The following is a 21728-nucleotide window of genomic DNA, read 5'->3' on the forward strand; positions in this document are numbered from 1 at the left end:
GCGGCGGCGTGGCACCGAGCGGCGGCGCCCTGCCCGGTCCCGGCACCGGGCTCGGTCGAGACCTTGGCCCCGGTCGCGGCACGGGACCCGGCCGTGGCCCGGAGGCCACTCGTGGCGCCGGGCCGGTGAGCGCGGCGAGACCCGTGCGGGGCGTGCGGGCCGGGTCGGAGGTGCGTTTTCATCCGGTGTCCCCCTCCAGTGCCGCGCCCGCCGTGCCCCGTACGTGGAAGCCGGCGTCGAAGCCCGGGAAGAACAGCGGGACGTCGACGTCGACGGTGGCCCTCATGACCGGGCCCGCCGGGCCGCAGTCGATGCCCGCGTCCTTCCAGGAACCCGGCAGATGCCTGCTCCCGGCCGCCGCGCACGCGCCCGGGACGTCGCCGTGCACCGCGTACGCGGCGGTGGCGGCCCGTGCCGCCTCGTCCGCCGCGTTCCCGGCCAGCGAGTACGAGTAGCCGTACAGCACGCACTGCCACAGGATCGTCATGACGACGAGCAGCAGCGGGAACATCCCGGCGAATTCGAGGGTGACCGCTCCCCGGTCGCCGCCCCGACGGCGGAGCGAGAGCGCGCCCCGGTCCGACGCGGACGCCTTGCGGCGCCTGCCGCCACCCCCGCCTTCCTGGGGGACCACGAGACCCAGTTCGGCGGCGAGTGCCCACAGCGCCTGCTTGACGGTCGAGCGGGCGTCCAGGTCCTGCAGCCGCCCCGCGTCGACGACCGACTGGAGTTCCTTGAAAGCGGCGGGGACCGCGGAGCGGGCGACCTTGGTGCCGGTGACGCGTTCGACGAGGGACGGCTGGATCTCCGTACCGCGGGCGAAGCGGTTCACGACCGTCGTGGTCTCCTCCGCCTTGCGGATCTGCAGGCGGTCCCACATACGGACCATGCGTTTGGCGGCCCGTACGGCGATGACGTCGGGGGTGACGAGGAGCAGGGCCTGGTCGGCCATCTCGACGGCCGCCGCGGTGGCCGAGTTCATCTGGGAGCCGCAGTCGACGACCACCAGGTCGTGACGGGAGCGCAGCGCGCCGATGACCTGGCGGGCCACGCGGTCGGTGACCTCCTCGCCCCGTTCGCCCTCGGCGGGGGCCAGGAGCAGGGCGATGCCGCTGTCGTGGGTGTAGACGGCGTCCTGGAGGACGCGGGGGTTGATGTCGGTGATGGCCGCCAGGTCGGCCACCGACCGGCGGAACTGCACATCGAGGTACGAGGCCACGTCCCCGGACTGGAGGTCCAGGTCGAGCAGCGCCACGTTGCGGCCGGACGCCCGTGCGGCGAGGGCGAGTTGGACCGCTGTGACGGTCGCGCCGACGCCGCCCTTCGCGCCGGTCACCGTGACGACGGTGCCACCGGGGCCCACGTACAGCTCGGGCGCGCCGCTGTGCAGGTGGCGGCGCATGCCCGCGGACCAGGCGGCGGCGGCCTGGACGCGTTCGGCGAGGGCGTCGTAGCCGAGGGGCAGGCCGATGATGCCGCGGGCGCCGGAGTCCATGGCGGCGGTGAGGACGCTGTTGCCGGTGTCGGCGGTGATGAGGACGACGCCGACCGCGGGGAAGCGCATCACGAGATCGCGGATGAGGTCCAACGCCGGTACGGGACCTATGCGTTCATGAACCAGGACCACTTCGGGGAGCTCGTCGAGGGACTCGGCGGCGAGGCGCGCGAGGGTGTCGAGGAGGGCCGTCGAGTCGGGTACGGGCGGGGCGGGTTCGGTGTCGGCGAGCTGGCTCAGCAGGGTGGTGAGCGCGCGGGCCGAGTCGATGTCGCCGACGGCGGGAAGGATACGGATGGTCATCGGCGCAGCCCCTCACACACGTGACGCACGCCGGACCATCGGCCCCGCGCCCCGGCGCCCTGCCGCACACCGGTCCCCGCGCCCGGCACCCCACGAGCCTGCCGCCACGCCTCCGGCCGCCGGTCCGACACCCCACGGGCCCACCACACACCGGAGCCTCGGCCCAGCAGTCCGCGGGTTCGCCGCACACCGGCCCCGGAGCCCGGCACCCCACGAGCCTGCCGCCGCACCCCGGACCGGGGGCCGGGCAGCCCGCCGGCCGGCCCGGGCCAGGGAGTTCGCTCCGCCGCCCCGAGGATCCGCCGCGCCCCGGGCCACCGTCCCTGCGCCCCGGCGGCCCGCGGCGCGGCGGGCGCTCGGCCCCGTCCGTCGCGCGTCCGGTGCGGCGACGCCGTCGGCCGTCGGTCCGGACCCGTGCGCGTCGGCCTCGTACGCGACCCTCCGCACCGCCCCGTGGGCATGGACCTCATGCGCGGCCTCCTACTTGTCCTCGTCGAGGGTGTACGTACGGTCGCCGGGCACCACGATCGTGTCGGAGCCGCCGGCGACCAGTGCGAGCCGGACGTGTTCGGCGAACGACTCGGCGTACGCGACGCGTTGGGCGTCGGCGGTGTCGAGCGCGAAGGTGATGGGGACGGCCTGGGTGGCGCTGTTGCGCCGGTCGGAGCTGGACTGGGCCGGGTCGAGGGCGGTGAGTTTGCCGACGTCGATGACGCGGGCGTTCTCGACGATCACCTTGGACTGGTCCTTGCCCTTGTCGTTCGGGGCCTTGAAGGTGGCGTAGATGTTGACCCGCGAGCCGGGGTCGATCTTGCCCGCGACGCCGGTCGACGCGTCGATCATGATGGCGATCTCCTGTTGCCCGGCGGCCAGTTGAGGCTTTTCGACGATCATGTCGGCCTGCAGCAGGGAGCCCTTCTCCAGCTTGGTGACGGCGATCTTGCCGTGGATGCGGGCGAGGTCGGTGACGGCGGTGGACGACAGCCAGCGCTCGGGCATCGAGATCTTCTCGAACTGGTCGGCCGACAGCTCCTTGTAGGGCGGGATGTCGTTCTTCAGACGGTACGCCGTGACCTCCGGGCCGACCTTGGAGTTCACGTCGCGGATCACCGAGAGGACTCCGGCGAAGGCGCCGAGGGCGCACAGGACCGAGAGGACCAGCAGGATGACGCCGCGGCGCTGGCGCGAGTTCACTGAATCTCACCTCGTGGGGCGGTACCGGGGAGTGGACCGAGCTGTCGTTCCTGCCGGGGATCCGGAGGGTGACCTCCGGGGTGATGCAGCATGTTCCGGACAACCTCGATCTACGGGGACGGCGGGGTCGAGCGGTCGTGCCTGTTGCTGTTCAGTCGTGCCTGGTGCTGTTCTGATGTGCCCGAGGGTGCCTATGTGGCGCCTCGGGGCAGAGCACGTACCGAAGAGGCTGCCCGGACGACGGTGGCCGGAAGCTCCTGAGCGGACGGCGGCGGCAGGGGCGCGGCGCAGAACCCGCAGCGGTCACCGATGAGTTCGAGGCCGCACCAGCGGCACTCGTCCCGTCGGACGGACGAGACGAGCTGGTAGAGGACGGAGACGTCGTACAGTCCGGCGGCGAATTCGACGAGCCGTGACGTCCCCCACCAGCGGACCGATTCCTCGGGCAGCGGGACGGTCGCGACGCCCTGGACCTGCCAGGCCTGCGCGAGGGTCGAGGTCACCCAGTCGGAGGGCGGCTGGCCCGCGGCCGAGAGCAGCCGGGTGCCGAACTCCGGTCCGGGCAGCTCGTCCTGGCCGACTCTGATCAGCTCGGGCCGCGGATTGGCGAGTACGGCGAACTGGGCGCCCGGCACCCATGACTTGGCGTGCGACTTCAGGGAGACCGGGACCCGGTCGAGCTTGGCGACCGAGCCGAGCAGGGCGCCGGCGTAGATGTAGTGGGCGAGCAGCCGGGCGGCGGAGGCGAGCACGCCGGGGCTGAAGTCGCAGACGGACAGCTGGCGCAACTGCTGGGCCAGCAGCGCGATTCCGAGCGGTGGCAGGTCGATGCCGAGCAGCGCGATCCGGTCGCTCTCCAGGACGGAGCGGACGGTGTGCAGCCGCTGGGTGACCGCGCTGTCGGCGGACGACGGGTAGAGGGAGATGACATACCCGTGCTGTTCGATGAGCGCGTGCATCCCGGTGAGGGAGTTCTCCAGGGTGCCGAGCGGCTGGACGACCGCCGGCGGGGTCTGCCGGTCGTGCGGTGGGAGCACCAGATCGGGACTGGTGACGGCTATCGCGGTCGGCACGCTGCACACACCCCGTTCGCTGCGGCGGGGTGGTCAACCACCGCCTCAGATCGCCCCTTTATCGCCATGGAGCATCACGGACGACCGGATACGGCCGCAGATCGTCACTGTGACGTCCTCTTGCATCAGCACCATATCCACGGCATGGCCCGCTCAACACCGAATCTCCGAGATCATCTCACCGAAGGTGCGGACGTGATCAACGGAGAGTAAGCCGGGTCAATACAACTGAACTCCCCCGCAAGGGTGTTGAGAACTCCAGAGGACTTGACAACCCGATTGGTCTGGACCAACTTGTATCCACCGGCGGTGGCCACCGTTCCGTTCCCCCTCCCCTCCCCCACCTCCCTGGAGGACCCAGTGGACCGCGTCACCCGTATGCCCGGACGGAGATGGGCGGGAGCCCTCGCCGCCGCCGTCACCGCGTCCGTTCTCTCGCTCACCGGTCTGGCAGGCCAGGCCCAGGCCGCCGACATCAACAACGTCAAGAACGGCGGCTACGAGTCCGGCCTGAGCAACTGGACCTGTTCGGCGGGCAGTGGCACGACCGTCTCCTCGCCGGTGCACAGCGGCTCGGCCGCGCTGAAGGCCACGCCCGCGGGGCAGGACTTCGCCCAGTGCTCCCAGTCCGTCGCCGTGAAGCCCAACTCGACGTACACGCTGAGCGCCTGGGTTCAGGGGGCCTACACCTACATCGGCGCGAGCGGCACGGGGACGACGGACGTCTCGACCTGGACGCCCAACACCACCTGGACGCAGCTGTCGACCACCTTCACCACCGGTGCCTCGACGACGTCGGTGACGGTCTGGACGCACGGCTGGTACGGACAGCCCGCCTACTTCGCCGACGACGTCTCGGTGTTCGGCCCCGACGGCGGCGGTGGCGGCGACCCGGCCCCGACGGTCCCGGCGACCCCGACGGGTCTCGCCGTGTCCTCCACGACCTCTTCGTCCGTCTCGCTGGCCTGGAACGCGGTGTCGGGCGCGACCGGCTACAACGTGTACCAGGGCGGCTCCAAGGTCCAGGCGGTGACCGGATCCTCCGCGACCGTCTCGGGGCTCATCGCCTCCACGGCGTACTCGTTCCAGGTCTCGGCGACCAACTCGGCCGGTGAGTCGGCGAAGTCGTCGGCCGTCACGGGCACGACGACCGCGTCCGGCGGCGGTGGGGGCGGCGGGACCGTGCCCGCGCACGCCGTGACGGGCTACTGGCAGAACTTCAACAACGGCGCGACCGTGCAGAAGATCTCCGCCGTGCAGTCGCAGTACGACATCATCGCCGTCGCCTTCGCCGACGCCACGAGCACGCCGGGCGCGGTGAGCTTCACCCTCGACTCGGCCGGGCTCGGCGGCTACACCGTCGACCAGTTCAAGGCCGACATCAAGGCCAAGCAGGCCGCGGGCAAGAAGGTCATCATCTCGATCGGCGGCCAGAACGGCACCATCTCGGTGAGCGACTCGACGTCGGCCACGAACTTCGCCAACTCCGTCTACTCCCTTATGCAGACGTACGGCTTCGACGGCGTCGACATCGACCTGGAGAACGGCCTCAACGCGACCTATATGTCGCAGGCGCTGCGGTCCCTGTCCGCGAAGGCGGGCTCGTCCCTGGTCATCACCATGGCCCCGCAGACGATCGACATGCAGTCCACGTCGAACTCGTACTTCCAGACGGCCCTGAACATCAAGGACATCCTCACCGTCGTCAACATGCAGTACTACAACAGCGGTTCGATGCTCGGCTGCGACGGCAAGGTCTACTCGCAGGGCTCGGTCGACTTCCTGACGGCGCTCGCCTGCATCCAGCTCCAGGGCGGTCTCGACCCGTCCCAGGTCGGCCTCGGTCTCCCCGCCTCCACCAGCGGCGCGGGCAGCGGCTACGTCTCCCCGACGATCGTGAACAACGCCCTCGACTGCCTGACCAAGCTCACCAACTGCGGTTCGTTCAAGCCCTCCAAGGCCTACCCGGCGCTGCGCGGCGCGATGACCTGGTCGACGAACTGGGACGCCTCGGCGGGTAATGCCTGGTCGAACGCGGTCGGTCCGCACGTGCACTCCCTGTAGTCCCCACCGCCTCCTTCCCCCTTCCCCGGCGATGCCCCTCCCGGCCCCGCTCGCCGCAGTCGCGGCGAGCGGGGCCGGTGCCGTTGCGCGCGGCGGACGCGGCCGGTGCCGCTCGGCGGGGGGCGGGTTCGGTGCCGCTCGGCGGGGGACGGGCTCGGCGGGGGACGGGCTCGGTGCCGCTCGGCGGGGGACGGGTTCGGTGCCGCTCGGCGCGGCCGATTCCCGCCACCGGCTCTTTGTCGTCTCTTGACCTGCTCATGCCATGACCCTCACCATGAGCGCCACACCCGCACCAGGCACGTCACCTTGAGCCATTCCCCAGCTCCGCTCCCCCACAATTCCGGAGATCCCGGGATTACCGGAGAAACAAGGAGACTCCATGCGATTTCGCCCACACGGCAGCGCACGCGCCGACGGCAGGGGCAGAGGCGGCCGACGCTCCGCCGCCCTCGCCGTCCTCGCCGCGCTCGCCCTCGCGGCTCCCCTGACCGCCACGGCCACCGACGCCACGGCGAGCGGGGCCAGGGCCCTTCGGCCCTCACCCGACGACGTCAGGCAGTACGAGATCCACCAGAGCTCGACCCCCGCGTCCCGTACCGAGATCCAGCGGTCGGGCGTCACCGTGGACGAGGCCGACGAGGAGACCGTCGTCGTCTCGGGCCGCGCGGACCAGATCGCCACCTTGCGCCGACAGGGCTACGACGTCTCGCTGTTGGGCTCCGCGCCCAACCGTGCCGCCTCCGCGGGCGACGTACGCCTGTTCGACTTCCCGACGGCGGACGCGAAGTACCACAACTACGCCGAGATGAACACGGAGATCGACCAGCGGCTCGCGGCCTACCCGAGCATCATGAGCAAGAAGGTGATCGGCAAGTCGTACCAGGGCCGGGACATCGTCGCCATCAAGGTCAGCGACAACGTCGCGACCGACGAGAGCGAGCCCGAGGTCCTGCTCACCTTCCACCAGCACGCCCGCGAACACCTCACGGTGGAGATGGCGCTGTATCTGCTGCGCGAACTCGGGGCCGGCTACGGCAGCGACTCACGGGTCACCAACATGGTGAACAACCGCGAGATCTGGATCGTCCCCGACCTCAATCCGGACGGCGGCGAGTACGACATCGCGAGCGGCTCCTACCGCTCGTGGCGCAAGAACCGCCAGCCCAACTCCGGCTCCTCGTACGTCGGTACGGACCTGAACCGCAACTGGAACTACAAGTTCGGCTGCTGCGGCGGCTCTTCGGGTTCCACGTCCTCCGAGACCTTCCGCGGCGCGTCGGCCGAGTCGGCGCCCGAGGTGAAGGTGGTCGCCGACTTCGTGCGCGGCCGGGTCGTCGGCGGCAAGCAGCAGATCACCGCCGGAATCGACTTCCACACCTACAGCGAGCTGGTGCTGTGGCCGTTCGGGTACACCACCTCCGACACGGCGACGGGGATGACGGCGGACGACGCGAACGCCTTCAAGACCGTGGGCCAGAAGATGGCCGCGAGCAACGGCTACACGGCCGAGCAGTCCAGTGATCTGTACATCACGGACGGCTCGATCGACGACTATCTCTGGGGCACCCAGAAGATCTTCGACTTCACCTTCGAGATGTATCCGACGTCCAGCTCCGGCGGCGGCTTCTATCCGCCCGACGAGGTCATCGAGCGGGAGACGTCCCGCAACCGGGACGCGGTGCTCCAGCTCCTGGAGAACGCCGACTGCATGTACCGGTCCATCGGCAAGGCGGCGCAGTACTGCGCCTAGGCGCCGCACCGGCCCCATCCGGCCGGTGACCGGGGATCCGCGCGCCCTTCGTGACAGGGCGCGCGGATCCCCGTACGGCTTACGGCTTTTCGACCGCGTTCTTGCTCTCGGCCTCGACCTCGCCGTCCTCGGCGTCGCCGTCCTCGACCGCCTCGGACTCGGCAGTCACCTCGGACACGCCGGTCACCTCGGACTCCTCCGCCGTCTCGGACCCGGCGACGGACGTGACGTCGTCGGCGTCCCCGGTGGACTCGATGGCCTCGGTGTTGTCCTCGCCGTCCTCGAAGTAGGCGTCCAGGACGGCGTCGAGCTGCTCCTCCCACTCCTTGAAGCGTGCTCGGGCGTTCGCCTCGATCTCTATCGGATACCAGCGGCGCTCCGGCGTGTGCACCGTGATGGTGAACCGCTTGCCGAAGCGCGGCGACTCCGTCTCGACGGCGCCGATCTCGTCCCAGCGGAACTCCGCCTCCTGGTCGTCCAGGCGGAGACGAACACCGCTGTGGTCGGCCGTGATCGAGGCGCGCCGGTCGGAGGCCTCGAAGACGGGACCGTCGGGGGCGGGGCCGGTTTCCGGGTCGGTCCCGGACTCCGTCTCCGTCCCGGAGTCGGTCTCCTCCTCGGAGCTGGTCTCCTCCTCGGAGCTGGTCTCCTCCTCGGACACGGGCTCCTTCGGGGTCTCGGCGGCGGGCGCCTCGTCGGACGCCGCCTCGTCGGACGCCGCGTCGGAGACCGTCTCGTCGGAGACGGTCCCCTCGGCGGCGGCCTCCTCGGACTCCACGACCGCGTCCTTCGGCTCCGCCGGCACGGGTGACGTAAGCCCGGGGATGTACGCCGGGTTCACCGCGGCGGCGTCCAGGGGCTGGCTCTTCGAACCTATGCGCTGCTCCACAGCGGGAAGTATGGTCGAAGATCCTGTGTCGGACACAGCCAGCCCCTACTTAGCGATGCCTCTGTTACACGAAGAGACTCATCGCGGCTGTACGAAGCGGCCGACAGGCGCTGTACGAGGATGCCGACCCGCGGCTGTACGTGGACGCCTGCCAGGACTAGACGAAGACGCTGACCACGGCGGCCACGGCGAACCCCGCGACGGACAGCACCGACTCCAGGACGGTCCAGGTCCTGAGGGTGTCGCGCTCACTGATGCCGAAGTACTTGGCCACCATCCAGAAGCCGCCGTCATTGACGTGCGAGGCGAAGATGGAACCCGCCGAGATCGCCATGATGACCAAGGCGACGAACGCCTGGGAGTGGTGGCCCTCGACGAGCAGCGGCGCGACGATGCCGGCCGTGGTGACGATCGCGACCGTCGCCGAGCCCTGGGCGACCCGCAGGACCAGGGAGATCAGATAGGCCAGGACGATCACCGGGAGGCCGACGTCGTTGAAGGTGTCCGAGAGCGCCTGGGCGACTCCGCTCGCCTTCAGCACGGCGCCGAAGACACCGCCGGCGCCGACCACCAGCAGGATGTTGCCGACCGGCTTGAGGGACGAAGTCGACACCGTCTCAAGGGACTTGCGGGACCAGCCGCGCCGGATGCCGAGCAGGTAGTAGGCGAGGAGCAGCGCGATCGTGAGGGCGACGAACGGGCTGCCGAAGAACTCGATGACCGAGCGCAGGGTGGAGGGGTCGAGGGCGATCGAGGAGAAGGTGGCGGCGAGGATCAGTACCAGGGGCGTACCGATGATGCCGAGGACCGTGCCGAGCGGCACCGGCTTCTCCTGCGGCTCGGCGCCGTCCCCCGAGCTGTCGGCCTCACCCGGCAAGGGGGTACCCGCGCCCCGCTGTTCGGCCACGACGGCCAGCTTGGCCTCGGCCGCGGCCTCGACCATGTCCTGCGGTACGGGGACGAAGATCCGCTTGCCGATCCAGGCGGCGTAGACCCAGGCGGCCAGCACGGCGGGGACGCCGCAGACGATGCCCATGAGGATGACCCAGCCGAGCTGGACGTGCAGCAGTCCCGCGGCGGCGACCGGGCCGGGGTGCGGCGGCAGGAAGGCGTGGGTCATCGACAGACCGGCGAGCAGCGGCAGACAGTAGAGCAGGATCGACTTGCCGGAGCGCTTGGCGGCGGCGTAGACGAGCGGCGCGAGGACGAAGATGCCGACGTCGAAGAAGACCGGGATGCCGAAGATCAGGCCGGTCAGGCCCATGGCGAGCGGGGCCCGCTTCTCTCCGAAGAGGTTGAGCAGCCGGGACGCCAACACCTCTGCGCCGCCGCTGACTTCGAGGATCGCGCCGAGCATCGTGCCGAGGCCGATGATGATCGCGACATGGCCGAGGATGCCGCCCATGCCGGTCTCGATGACCGACACCGCGGTGGACCGCTGGACCGTGCCGAACAGCTCCGTGACCGAGAGTCCGGCGGAGAGGCCGACGGCTATGGAGACGGCGAGCAGGGCGACGAACGGCTGGAGCCTGACCTTGATGATCAGGAAGAGGAGGAGCGCGATACCGAGGGCGGCGACCGTGAGCAGTCCGGCCGTGCCGTCGAGAAGGAGCAGGAGACCACCGGTGTGAGGTGGTGTCTCCGGGGCTGGAGCTGTCGCGGCGAGCGGATACGACGACATGTCGGGGGGCCTCGTTTTCGTGGGTCCATGGAGCTTTCGGGCAGGGCGGATCGCGGTGCGGCACCCCGGTTCTGCGGGTGCCGCACCGTGACGTCGTACGCGGTGCGGGAGTTGCGCGGGCGTGGGCCCGGAGGAAGGACGCCCGGAGGGGCTACATCAGCCGAGTACGGCGAGTACGTCGATCTCGACGAGGAGTCCGGCCGGCAGGCCGACGTAGACCGTCGTGCGGGCGGCGGGGGGCGCGGTGAGGCCCTGTTCCTCGAAGTACTGGTTGTAGATCTCGTTCATCTCGGCGAAGTGGCCGACGTCCGTGAGGTAGACGCGGATCATCATCGCGTCGTCCCAGCCGGAGCCGCCCTCTCCGAGGACGGCCTTGACGTTGGCGAGGGTCTGCAGGGTCTGCTCGCGCAGGGTCGGGCCTGCGGGCGTCGGGGGCTTGCCCTCCTCGGCGGGCAGGAAGCCGACCTGGCCGGCGACCTGGAGGATGTTCCCCTTCCGCACACCGTGCGAGAACCTCGCGGGCGGTGCGGTGTGGGTCGCGGGGATCAGGGCGATCTTGTCGGTCATGCGGTGATCATTTCTTCGGGTCTTCCTTCGTGGGGGCTTGGCCGGAGTAGTCGTGGCTGATGGCGTCCGCAGTACGGCGCACCAGCGGGAGCAGGGTGAGGAGTTCCTCGGCGGTGACGACGACGTTGGGCGCGGAGACCGACATGGCGGCGGCGACGCGTCCGTCGGCGCCGCGGACGGGGGCGGCCACGCAGTTGATGGACTCCTCGTGGCCGCCGAGGTCGGTGGCCCAGCCCTGTTCGCGTACCGTCGCCAGCTCCTTGAGGAAGGCGGGGGCGTTGGGGGTCGAACGGGCCGTGTACATGGGGTAGTCGAGCTTGTCGGCGACGGCGCGGCGCTCGGCCTCGGGCAGGTCGGCGAGGAGCAGTTTGGCCACCGCCGCGACGGTGATGGCGACGGGCTTTCCGATCCGCGAGTACATGCGCACCGGGTAGCGGCTCTCCACCTTGTCGATGTAGAGCACCTCGTTCTCCTCGTACACGGCGAGGTGGACCGTGTGTCCGCAGCTCTCGTTGAGGCGGACGAGGTGGGGGTGGGCGATCTCGCGGACGTCGAGGTTCTCGACGGCCTCCTGGGCGAGGGCGAAGAGCCGGGCGCCGAGGCGGTAGCGCAGGTCGGACTGGCGGTACACCAGGCCGTGTTCGTGCAGGGTGCGCAACAGGCGGAGCGCCGTGGACTTGTGGACGCCGAGACGGTCGGCGACCTGTCCGAGGTCGGCGGGGCCCTCGGCGAGCAGCGGCAGAATGCTCAGTGCTCGGTCGACGGTCTGGCTCATGGCGTGCGTACCTCCTCCGCGGCCCGTGCGTCGGCTTCGGTCCAGCCGGGGCCGAGACGAAGTGTCTCCCAGGCACGGTCGTCGAGAGCCGCCAGCCGGTCGGCGTGCCCCCGGGCGGGCGGCTCGGCGAGGTCGCCCGGCACGGTGAGGGCGGCGGCGGCCATCAGGTGGCCGTGCCGCAGCCGGTCGCGGACGGAAAGGCCGCGCAGAGTGGCGGAGAGGAATCCGGCGGCGAACGCGTCACCGGCGCCGACGGCAGCGACGACGTCGACCCGCAGGGCGCGGACGAAGGTGGCGGTGCCCGCCGCGTCCGCAGGCCCCCTGGTGTCGTCCTGGGCCCCCCGGACCGCGCCCTCGCTCCCGTCGGCGGCGCCCTTCGCCCCCTCAACCGCGCCCTCGCTCCCGTCGGGGGTGTCCCTCGCCCCCTCAGCCGCGCCCTCTATCCCGTCGGGGGTGTCCCTCGCCCCCTCGGCGGCGGTTGTCCCGCCACCGGCGTTCCTGTCGAACACGACGGCTCCGCCCTTGCCGTACTTGACGACCAGAACAGCCGGTTCGGGCAACGCGGCGCGGATCGTGTGCGCCCCGCTCAGCCCCCAGGCCTCGCGGGCCTCGTCGTCGCCGACGAAGACGATGTCGGCGCCGCGGGCGAGGTCGAGCAGGACGCGCGGTCCTTCGGGGCCGCGCCACAGCCCCGGGCGGTGGTTGACGTCGAAGGAGACGAGGGGGCGGCCGGGCCGTGGGGCGGTCAGTTCGCGCATCAGGGCCAGGCAGTCGTCGGAGAGTGCGGCGGTGATGCCGGACAGGTGCAGCACGCGGCCGGACCGGGCGGCGGCCAGGTCCACGTTGTGCGCCGTCATCGCCGAGGCGGCGGATCCGGCTCGGTAGTAGGCGACTTCGTGGGCGTCGGTCGCCCGGTCGCCCGCCGTGCGGAAGTAGACGCCGGTCGGGCGGTCGGGGTCCCGGCGTACGGCGGAGGTGTCGACGCCGTACGCGGTGATCGCCTCCACCAGATGGTCGCCGAACCCGTCGGCGCCGACCCGGCCGACCCAGCGCGCGGAGTGACCGGCACGGGCGAGCACGCACGCCACGTTCGACTCGGCGCCGCCGATGCCCCGCTCGAACGAGGGCACGTCGGCGAGGCGTCCGGCCCGGGTGGGCAGAAAGGTGACCATGGACTCGCCGAGCGCCACCACGTCGACGGTGCCGATGCCGGTTCCGACGGTGCCGGTGCCGGTCTCGACATCAACATCGATGTCGGCGTCGGCGTCGGCGTCGGCGTCGGCGTCGGCGTCGGGGGACGCGGCACCTGCGGGTCCGTTGCTGGTCACGGCGGTCGGGGCTCCTCGCTCTGGCGGCCGACGGCGGTGAACGGCACCGTTGACCCTGCGTTGGCTGGGATGTTAGACAGCAGTAAGCGACATACGCAATGAGCGTTGCACATGATGCAACGCGACGCCTCAACAGGCAGACCAAGGAGGCCCCATGAGCGCCGACACCGCCGCCGCACCGCTGGCCGCTCTCGCGGCGGAGCGCGTCGACCACCGTTTCAAGGGCCTGCCTCCGGACGCGGACGGCCTGAGCGTCGGGGAGTTGGCCGCCCAGCGCCTCAATCTCTTCACGGACGGCTTCACCACCCCCGTCCTCGCCCTCTCCGCAGAGCGCCTGACCCACAACCTCGAACTCATGGAGACCTACGCCGCCCGGCACGGCCTCGCCTTCGCCCCGCACGGCAAGACCTCCATGGCGCCTCAGCTGTTCTGGCGGCAGATCGAGCACGGCGCCTGGGGCATCACTCTCGCGGTCCCCCATCAGGTGCGGGTGGCCCGGGAGTTCGGCGTCGACCGGATCTTCCTCGCGAACGAACTCGTCGACCCGTCGGCCCTGCGCTGGATCGCCGCCGAACTGGCCGAGGACCCGGACTTCCGGTTCGTCTGTTACGCCGACTCGGTGCGCGGAGTGGAGCTGATGGACGCCGCGCTGCGCGGCAGCGCCCGCCCGGTGGACGTCGTCGTCGAACTCGCCGCGGGTGCGGGCGCCCGTACCGGCGTGCGTACGGAGGCGGAGTGCGAGGCCGTGGCGGACGCGGTGGCCGCGACGGCGACGCTCCGGCTGGCCGGTGTCGCGGGGTACGAGGGCGAGGTCCCGGACGCGAACCCCGAGCGGGTGCACGCCTGGCTGCGGCGGCTGACCGCGCTCGCGGCGGCCTTCGACGGCGCCGGGCGCTTCAAGGGCCTGGACGCGATCGTCGTCAGCGCGGGTGGCAGCGCCTGGTTCGACGCGGTCGCCGACGTCTTCGCCGAGATCCCCGAACTCTCGCTCCCCGTCCTGAAGTTGCTGCGTTCGGGCGCGTACGTCTCGCACGACGACGGCCACTACCGGAAGCTGACCCCCTTCACCCGCGTCCCGGAGGAGGGCGCCCTGCACCCGGCGTTCCGCCTCTGGTCGCAGGTCGTCTCCCGGCCCTCCCCCGAGCAGGCCTTCACCAACGCCGGCAAGCGGGACGCGGCCTACGACCTCGGCCTCCCCTTCGCCCAGGTGGTGCGCCGGGCCGGCGAGGAGCGTCCCGCGGCCGGCATCGAGGTCAGCGGGCTCTCCGACCAGCACGCGTGGCTGCGTACGGCCCCCGGGGCGGACCTGGAGGTCGGCGACTGGTTCGGCATGGGGCTGTCCCATCCGTGCACGTCCTTCGACAAGTGGCAGCTGATCCCGCTGGTCGAGGCGGACGGCACGGTCGTCGACTACATCCGCACGTTCTTCTAGTCGATTGCATCCGCACGTTCTTCTAGGGCTGGGAGACACCCCATGGATCACGCCGATCTCGTCATCCAGGACGTGGACGTCGCCGACGGCGGTGGCGGCCCCGCCTACCGCGCCGACGTGGCCGTCAAGGGCGGCCGGATCGTCGCGATCGTCAAGGAGGCCGCGGCGGCCGGCTGTCAACGGCCGCGCGGCACACGGGAGCTGGACGCCGAGGGTCTCGTCCTCGCCCCCGGCTTCATCGACATGCACGCGCACAGCGACCTCGCACTGCTGCGGGACCCGGACCACAGCGCGAAGGCCGCCCAGGGCGTGACCCTCGAAGTCATCGGCCAGGACGGCCTGTCGTACGCCCCGGTCGACGACCGTACGCTCGCCGAGGTCCGCCGGACGATCACCGGCTGGAACGGCCACGGCGACGACATCGACTTCGGCTGGCGCTCCGTGGGCGAGTACCTGGACCGCCTCGACCACGGCTTCGACGGCGAGGGCATCGCGGTGAACGCCGCCTACCTCGTCCCCCAGGGCACCGTCCGCATGCTCGCCGTCGGCTGGGAGGACCGCGAGGCGACCCCTCAGGAGCTGGACCGGATGCGGCAGTTGGTGGCGGACGGACTGCGGGAGGGCGCGGTCGGCATGTCCTCAGGGCTGACGTACACCCCGGGGATGTACGCGAAGGACGCCGAACTGACCGCCCTGTGCCGGGTGGTGGCGGTGCACGGCGGCTACTACTGCCCGCACCACCGCTCCTACGGGGCGGGCGCCCTGGAGGCGTACGAGGAGATGGTGACCCTCGCCCGCGAGGCGGACTGTCCGCTCCATCTCGCCCACGCCACCATGAACTTCGGCGTGAACGACGGAAAGGCGCCGGAGCTCCTCGCTCTATTGGACAAGGCGCTGGCGCAGGGCGCGGACATCACCCTCGACACCTATCCGTACACCCCCGGGTGCACCACCCTCGTGGCGATGCTGCCGAGCTGGGCGGGCGAGGGAGGCCCCGAGGCGGTTCTCGCCCGGCTGCGGGACGACGCCACCGCCGAACGCGTCCGGCACCACATGGAGGTCGTGGGCGCGGACGGCTGCCACGGCGTCCCCATCGAGTGGGACACGATCGAGATCTCGGGGGTGAGCGACCCGGACCTCGGGTCGTACGTCGGCCGGACCGTCCAGGAATCCGCCGACCTGCGCGGCGAGGCCCCCTGGACCACCGCCCGGCGCCTGCTGGTCGAGGACCGGCTCGGCCCGACGATCCTGCAGCACGTCGGCCACGAGGAGAACGTCCGGGCGATCATGCGGCACCCCGTGCACACCGGCGGCTCCGACGGCATCCTGACCGGCGACAAACCGCACCCGCGCGCCTACGGCACCTTCCCGCACTATCTCGGCCGGTACGTAAGGGAGTTGGGCGTCCTCTCGCTGGAGGAGTGCGTCGCCCATCTCACCGGCCGCCCCGCCGCCCGGCTGCGGCTGCCCGACCGCGGCCTCGTCCGCGAGGGGTACCGCGCCGATCTGGTCCTCTTCGACCCGGCGACGGTCGCGGCGGGTTCGACCTTCGCGGCGCCGCGCACCCTGCCGACCGGTGTCCCGCACGTCCTGATCGACGGCCGTTTCGTCGTGGAGGACGGGCGCCGGACGGACGTCCTGGCGGGACGGGCGGTCCGCCGCACGGCGTGACCGCCCGCCCTCCCGCAGCCCTACGGCTTGGGCAGCACGCACCCGCTGGCGCTCAGGTTCAGCTGGTTGCCGGTCGTGAAGCAGGCCGGTATCTGGTAGGTCTCCTCGGCGTAGTTGATGCCCTCGCGGACGGTGACATTGCCGTTCGCGTCGACCTCGCAGGGGTTGTCCACCGTGCAGGTCTCGCCGCTCTCGTTGCCGGTGTTGTTGACGGCGACGACCTTGCCGGTCGACTGGTCGATGACCGGTGAGCCCGAGGTGCCGCCGATGGTGTTGCAGGCGGAGGTGTAGCGGACCGAGTCCTTCCAGGTCCAGCTGCCCTCCTTGAGGCGGTACACGAACCCGTCGATGCTGCAGTTGTAGAGACGCTTCCAGTAGCCGGAGGCCACGGTGATGGCGGTGCCGACGGTCGGGTGCGTGTCCTGCACGGTCAGCGCGGTGATGCCGTACGAGCTCTTGATGGTCGCGTACGTGCTGGTGAGCTGGTAGATCGTGATGTCCGTGTCGGTCATCGTCGAGTACGCGACCTTGCTCGCGCGCAGGGTCGCGACCTTGGTGCCCGCCGAGTTCAGCAGACCGAAGGTCCGGCTGGACGACTGCCCGACGATCACCTCACCGGGGTCCGGGAAGCCGGTCTCCAGGCAGTGGCCGTTGGAGAGCACGAGCGCCGGGGCGGTGTCCACCGAGTTGGGGAAGCGGATGACGGAACCGGAGCAGTTGCTGAGCGCGACGGTCCCGGCGAGGCCGACTGCCTGGATCGTGGGCGCCGCCGCCTTGGTGCCCGCCGCGGTGCCCGTCGTGACGGCGGAGGCCGACACGTGCGCGGGAGCCGAGTGGGGAACGGGTGCCGCGACCGCGGGTGCCGCGCCCGCCCCGGCCATCACCAGGGCGAACAGAGCGGCGACGAGAGGCTTTCTCATGTGGGGGTCCCCTCTTGCGACGTGGGGCGACCGAAGGTCATCCGGTCACCTTTCGTTGACCGGAGATCTTCCGGTCATCTGCTTGTCATGTGCATTGTGAGGGGGGAGGGAAAGGCGGACAAGGAACCGTTTTCGGCCTAAGCGGCGGAAACCTCGTAGGCCTCCTCGGCGTAGCGGAAGAGCAGCGCGCCGCTCGTGGCGACCTTCGCGTCGAGGGCCGCGGCGCGGGCCTCGCGGTTCGGGGTGGTGCGGCTGGTGAAGAAGACGGCGGGCCCGGAATACCGCCCGCTCTCCCGCCAGCGGCCCAGATCGGTGAGCCCCGCCTCCCGGTCCAGTCCGCGCTGTACATCGGAGATGAGCAGGTCGATCCGGGTGACGTCGAGGACCTGCTCGGCGCGTCCCCGGTCCGTGGCCACCCGGACGCGAGCGCCCTGCGCCTCCAGCAGCTCGACGAACTGAGTGTTGCGCTCGGGGTGGTCGTCGACCCAGAGCACCTGCATCCCGGCATACGGCATCCCGGCGTACGACGGGCCGGCGCTGCCCGGCTGCACGGACGAACCGGGCTCCGGTGCCCGCTCCGGAGGAACCGCCGCGAGTTGTGGCGCCCCCTGCTGCAACTGCCCCACCAGGTCGTCCACCTCGGTCAGCGCCATCAGCTCCTCGATGAGCCGGACGAAGTTCGGGTCGAGCGCCAACTCCGGGAATCCGGTGGGCAGATGCTCCTCCAGCCGGGCGAGCAGCGTGCCCCAGTCCGCCGGCCGGTCCGGCTCCGGCGCGACCAGGTCGTACGCGAGCAGACAGCTCACCGCGACCGGCCAGGTCCCCTCCGCGGGCTGGGCGAACGGCTGGCTCAGCACCCGCCGGGTCACGCGGTAGCGGAGGAACTCACGGGCCGCGTGCACATCGGCGCCGTCGCGGGCGAGCAGTACCCGGTAGAAGTCGGGGTACAGCTGCTGGAGCAGCAGGACCCGGATCACCGCCTCCGCCCTGAACGACTCCCAGACGGGGTTGAGCGCGCACTCCAGGCCGAAGCCGTTGATGAGCCGCTTGATCCGGCGCGGATTGCGGGCCGAGCGCAGGGCGATCAGCTCCGCGAGGTGGTCGCCGAGCAGATCCTGGATGCCGGAGCGCTCCGCGCACCGGTCGACGTACGCGCGGACCTCGGCGACCGCCGGGACCGGTACCCGGTAGCTCGTCTGGAAGATCTTCTCCATGAACGCCGACCCGGCAGGCGACAGGTCCCGCAGCAACCCGCTCGGTCCCAGCGCGGAGCGGTCGCACCCGATGACGAAGGCGAGCCCCGGCACGTCCAGGTACACCTTCACCGCCTCGCACACCGCGAGCACGGTCTCCTCGGAACAGCGGTCGAGGTCGTCGACGAAGACGACGAGCAGACGCCGGGTGTCGAACGACGTGGACTCGGCCCAGTCCGCCGTGAGCTCGCGCAGCGTGTCCCGCATGGCGTTGCGGGACCGGGCGTCGATGGAGAGTTCCCGCCAGAGCCGGTCGACGAGGGCGGCGGCCCCGAGCAGTGCGGCCCCGAACGTCAACACCAAGCGGATCCAACGGATGAGCGCCCGCTGCTCCGAGACCCGGCGCACCGCCCGCCGCAGCGCCCGACGGTCGAACCGCATCAGGACGGACTTGATCAGGCCTTCGAGGGCGTCGGCGCCCGTCGAGGTCCAGGCGTTGTACCAGACGGTGTGGACGCCCTCGCGGGCCTGCAACTCGGCGTCCACGAGCCGCATCAGGCTGCTCTTGCCCATGCCCCACCCGGCGTCCACCGCGAGGGTGAGCGGGGTCGCGGCGCGCGAGTCGTGGAGCAGTTTGGCGAGTTCGCGGGCGGCCCGTCCGGTGCCCAGCAGATCGTCAGCCGGCCCGGCCACCGGTTCGTCGTTCAACAGCGAGAATTCCATGCCCTGCCTCCCCCTTGCGGCAGGGCCAACCTACTGGGGCCAGGCCCTAATTGGGCCAGCTGCCGCCGTGCCCGTGCCCATGGCCGTGCCCACCGGTGCCGGCCGTCGCCGAGGCGGTCGGAGTGGTCGGGGCGGGGGCCACGGAGGTCGTGGCCGCTGTCGAGGCGGAGGGCGCGGGGGCCGTGGAAGCACTCGGTGCCGTGGAGGCGCCCGCGGTCGTGGTCGCGCCCGGGGAGGCGGCGCCCGCGCTGCCCGAGGGGGCGGCCGAGACGTCGGCCCGCGCCGACGTGGTGTCCGCCGGCTGGGCGGGTCCGGTGGCGAGGTGCACGGGCCCGGCCGTCCGCACCGGCGTGCCGCCCGGCTCCCCGGCCGCCCCGGAGTCGAACATCCCCGCGACGGCGATACCGAGGACGACGACGCCCGCCGCGCCCCCGGCCACGGCCATCCGCCGGTTCAGCCGGGCGCGCCTGCGGCGCAGCAGCCGTTCCTGCCGTCCGGCCGGGTCACCGGGCACCGCGGCCAGGACGGTGGTGTCGTCGCCGTCCGCGTACGCCTTCCGCCAGCCGTGCGCCTCGGCCGGATCGGTGTACGTCTCATAGGCCGGAGGCGTCTCCCCGTCGCTCTGCGGGAGGTAGACCTTCGGCCGGGCTTCGGGATCTCCGGACTGCCAGGACATGATCGCGCATTCTAGGGACCACCAGGGCCTACGGCGTAGCCGGCGGACAAAGATGCTCGAACCGACACGTCTCACGTGGTGGAAAACACGCCCCGTCGCGCGTTACGCGGCCGTAAGCTCACGGACATGCAGGTGATCCAGTCCACGAAGCTCGCCAACGTCTGCTACGAGATCCGGGGCCCGGTTCTTGAGGAGGCGATGCGGCTCGAAGCGGCCGGTCACCGCATCCTCAAGCTCAACACGGGCAACCCGGCCGCCTTCGGGTTCGAGTGTCCGCCCGAGATCCTCGAGGACATCCTCCGCAACGTCTCCTCGGCGCACGGCTACGGCGACGCCAAGGGCCTGCTCGCCGCCCGCCGCGCGGTCGTCATGCACAACCAGACCCTCGGGATCGAGACGGACGTCGACCACGTCTTCATCGGCAACGGCGTCTCCGAGCTCATCGTGATGGCGATGCAGGGACTGCTGGACGACGGCGACGAGGTACTCGTACCGGCCCCGGACTACCCCCTGTGGACCGCGGCGGTCTCCCTGTCCGGCGGCACCGCCGTGCACTACCGCTGCGACGAGCAGTCCGACTGGATGCCGGACCTCGCCGACGTGGAGCGGAAGATCACCGACCGCACCAAGGCGATCGTCATCATCAACCCGAACAACCCGACCGGCGCGGTCTACGACGACGCGATGCTCCGGGGGCTCACGGACATCGCCCGACGGCACAACCTGCTGGTCTGCTCCGACGAGATCTACGACAAGATCCTCTACGACGGCGCCACGCACACCGCGACCGCCAAGATCGCCCCGGATCTGCTCACCCTCACCTTCAACGGCATGTCGAAGGCGTACCGGGTGGCGGGCTACCGCGTCGGCTGGATGTCGGTCTCGGGACCGCGCGCGCACGCGGCCTCGTACATCGAGGGACTGACGATCCTCGCGAACATGCGACTGTGCGCCAACATGCCGGGACAGCACGGAGTGGTGGCGGCGCTCAGCGGGCGCCAGACGATCAACGACCTGGTCCTGCCGGGCGGGCGCCTGAAGGAGCAGCGCGACGTCGCGCACGAGCTGCTGACCCAGATCCCGGGTGTGACCTGCGTGAAGCCGAAGGGGGCGCTGTACCTCTTCCCGCGCCTCGACCCGAAGGTCTTCAAGATCAAGGACGACCGGCAGATGGTGCTCGACCTGCTGCGCCGCGAGAAGATCATGGTCGTCCAGGGGACGGGCTTCAACTGGCCCGAGGCGGACCACTTCCGGGTGGTCACGCTGCCGGCGGTCGCGGATCTGACGGACGCGGTGACAAGGATCGGCACGTTCCTGGACGGCTACAGCCAGCCGTGACCCCAGCGGGGAGCGCCCGGTGCGCTCACCCTGCGTACGCGGCGCGTCCCATTACGCGAACCGGCTCAACTTTAGACGAAATCCAAGCTAGGATGGCTTCCTGTCAGGCACAGGAGGCCATCCCATGTACGAACCGATCCGCACGAAGTCGGTCCACACGATGGCCGGCGCCCGCTCCCCCGACTTTCCCCACCGGTCGCGCGAGGAGGAGCTGGACATCCAGCTCGCCGGTCACCTCGCGGCGCTGCTCGCCGTCACGGACGAGATCCGCGCACTCGCGCCGTCCGCCGACCTGGACACCGGCGTCGAGCGGCTCACCGAGCAGGTCACCCGGCTGCGCGGCGGCTCCGCCCCGGTCCGCGCCCCGGCCGCCGACGCGCCCCACGCATCCCGTCTCGCGACGCTCCACCGGCGTGCCCACGCCCTCGCGGGCCGTGCCCTCGTCGTGGCGGCCTCCCGCGCCGACACGGCCGCGGCGATCCTCTCCGCCGAGCGCATGGACGCCCACGCGCAGGCGGTCGGGCCCCGCGAGCTGGCCGCCCACTGAGCCCCGGGCTCCCCGAGCCCGAGGCCCCCGCACGGCCCCGGTCCGCGCGCTTCCCAAGCGACGCGCGGACCGGGTGCCACACACCCCGCTCCCGCCCCGCGCACGGCCC

The 21728-nt window shown here is 71.2% G+C and carries 17 protein-coding genes; 6 read left to right on the forward strand and 11 right to left on the reverse strand.

The genetic code is table 11. The features are described 5' to 3' along the window. Positions 1 to 178 precede the first annotated feature (178 nt). From ACFYR3_RS08520 to ACFYR3_RS08530, 3 genes are all read right to left on the reverse strand, one after another. The gene (locus ACFYR3_RS08520; protein ID WP_389282134.1) at positions 179 to 1798 is read right to left on the reverse strand and encodes a CpaE family protein; all 1620 of its coding nucleotides are present in this window, start codon (positions 1796 to 1798) and stop codon (positions 179 to 181) included. Positions 1799 to 2278: 480 nt separating this feature from the next. Next, complete coding sequence (gene cpaB / locus ACFYR3_RS08525; RefSeq protein ID WP_389282136.1) at positions 2279 to 2992, reverse strand: Flp pilus assembly protein CpaB; 714 nt, start codon at positions 2990 to 2992, stop codon at positions 2279 to 2281. Between the two features lie 191 nt (positions 2993 to 3183). Next, on the reverse strand, positions 3184 to 4065 hold the full coding sequence (locus ACFYR3_RS08530) for a hypothetical protein (RefSeq protein ID WP_356786812.1): 882 nt from the start codon (positions 4063 to 4065) through the stop codon (positions 3184 to 3186). Positions 4066 to 4443: 378 nt separating this feature from the next. Here ACFYR3_RS08530 and ACFYR3_RS08535 point away from each other — a divergent pair, with 378 nt between their 5' ends. Both ACFYR3_RS08535 and ACFYR3_RS08540 read left to right on the forward strand, forming a co-directional pair. Further along, positions 4444 to 6129 (forward strand): chitinase, encoded by a 1686-nt coding sequence (locus tag ACFYR3_RS08535; protein WP_389282383.1) that lies wholly within the window; start codon positions 4444 to 4446, stop codon positions 6127 to 6129. A 379-nt stretch (positions 6130 to 6508) separates the two neighbouring features. Beyond that, on the forward strand, positions 6509 to 7879 hold the full coding sequence (locus ACFYR3_RS08540; protein ID WP_389282138.1) for a M14 family metallopeptidase: 1371 nt from the start codon (positions 6509 to 6511) through the stop codon (positions 7877 to 7879). Positions 7880 to 7958: 79 nt separating this feature from the next. Here ACFYR3_RS08540 and ACFYR3_RS08545 read toward each other — a convergent pair whose 3' ends face one another. The 5 genes from ACFYR3_RS08545 to ACFYR3_RS08565 all read right to left on the reverse strand — a co-directional run bounded on the left by ACFYR3_RS08545 (position 7959) and on the right by ACFYR3_RS08565 (position 12963). Continuing rightward, a complete protein-coding gene (locus tag ACFYR3_RS08545) occupies positions 7959 to 8768 on the reverse strand; it encodes a hypothetical protein (RefSeq protein WP_389282140.1) in 810 nt (269 codons plus the stop codon). Positions 8769 to 8925: 157 nt separating this feature from the next. Beyond that, the gene (locus ACFYR3_RS08550; RefSeq protein WP_355847580.1) at positions 8926 to 10449 is read right to left on the reverse strand and encodes a gluconate:H+ symporter; all 1524 of its coding nucleotides are present in this window, start codon (positions 10447 to 10449) and stop codon (positions 8926 to 8928) included. A gap of 156 nt (positions 10450 to 10605) precedes the next feature. Then, positions 10606 to 11016, reverse strand: coding sequence for a RidA family protein (locus ACFYR3_RS08555; protein ID WP_355847577.1), 411 nt, complete (start codon positions 11014 to 11016; stop codon positions 10606 to 10608). Between the two features lie 7 nt (positions 11017 to 11023). Further along, positions 11024 to 11791, reverse strand: a complete 768-nt coding sequence (locus ACFYR3_RS08560) for an IclR family transcriptional regulator (protein ID WP_389282143.1) — start codon at positions 11789 to 11791, stop codon at positions 11024 to 11026. Then, the gene (locus tag ACFYR3_RS08565; protein ID WP_389282385.1) at positions 11788 to 12963 is read right to left on the reverse strand and encodes a sugar kinase; all 1176 of its coding nucleotides are present in this window, start codon (positions 12961 to 12963) and stop codon (positions 11788 to 11790) included. The genes ACFYR3_RS08560 and ACFYR3_RS08565 overlap by 4 nt, the downstream gene beginning before the upstream one ends. A gap of 310 nt (positions 12964 to 13273) precedes the next feature. On the opposite strand from ACFYR3_RS08565, the gene ACFYR3_RS08570 reads away from it, so the two are divergent. Further along, positions 13274 to 14551: an amino acid deaminase gene (locus ACFYR3_RS08570; protein WP_389282145.1), complete on the forward strand. Its 1278-nt coding sequence runs from the start codon at positions 13274 to 13276 to the stop codon at positions 14549 to 14551. Positions 14552 to 14593: 42 nt separating this feature from the next. Further along, complete coding sequence (locus ACFYR3_RS08575; RefSeq protein WP_389282147.1) at positions 14594 to 16222, forward strand: amidohydrolase family protein; 1629 nt, start codon at positions 14594 to 14596, stop codon at positions 16220 to 16222. 20 nt (positions 16223 to 16242) lie between these two features. Here the strand turns inward: ACFYR3_RS08575 and ACFYR3_RS08580 are convergent, their stop codons facing one another. From ACFYR3_RS08580 to ACFYR3_RS08590, 3 genes are all read right to left on the reverse strand, one after another. Beyond that, a complete protein-coding gene (locus tag ACFYR3_RS08580; RefSeq protein ID WP_355847565.1) occupies positions 16243 to 17142 on the reverse strand; it encodes a serine protease in 900 nt (299 codons plus the stop codon). A gap of 137 nt (positions 17143 to 17279) precedes the next feature. Then, complete coding sequence (locus ACFYR3_RS08585) at positions 17280 to 19058, reverse strand: P-loop NTPase fold protein (RefSeq protein ID WP_355847562.1); 1779 nt, start codon at positions 19056 to 19058, stop codon at positions 17280 to 17282. A gap of 46 nt (positions 19059 to 19104) precedes the next feature. After that, positions 19105 to 19734, reverse strand: a complete 630-nt coding sequence (locus ACFYR3_RS08590; protein ID WP_355847559.1) for a hypothetical protein — start codon at positions 19732 to 19734, stop codon at positions 19105 to 19107. A gap of 126 nt (positions 19735 to 19860) precedes the next feature. On the opposite strand from ACFYR3_RS08590, the gene ACFYR3_RS08595 reads away from it, so the two are divergent. After that, on the forward strand, positions 19861 to 21072 hold the full coding sequence (locus ACFYR3_RS08595) for a pyridoxal phosphate-dependent aminotransferase (protein WP_355847556.1): 1212 nt from the start codon (positions 19861 to 19863) through the stop codon (positions 21070 to 21072). 124 nt (positions 21073 to 21196) lie between these two features. Beyond that, positions 21197 to 21619 carry a hypothetical protein gene (locus tag ACFYR3_RS08600; protein ID WP_355847553.1) on the forward strand — a complete coding sequence of 141 codons (423 nt, stop codon included), beginning with the start codon at positions 21197 to 21199 and terminating at the stop codon, positions 21617 to 21619. Positions 21620 to 21728: the final 109 nt, after the last annotated feature.

The sequence above is a fragment of the Streptomyces sp. NPDC005784 genome (assembly GCF_042871525.1).
Taxonomy (GTDB): Bacteria; Actinomycetota; Actinomycetes; order Streptomycetales; family Streptomycetaceae; genus Streptomyces.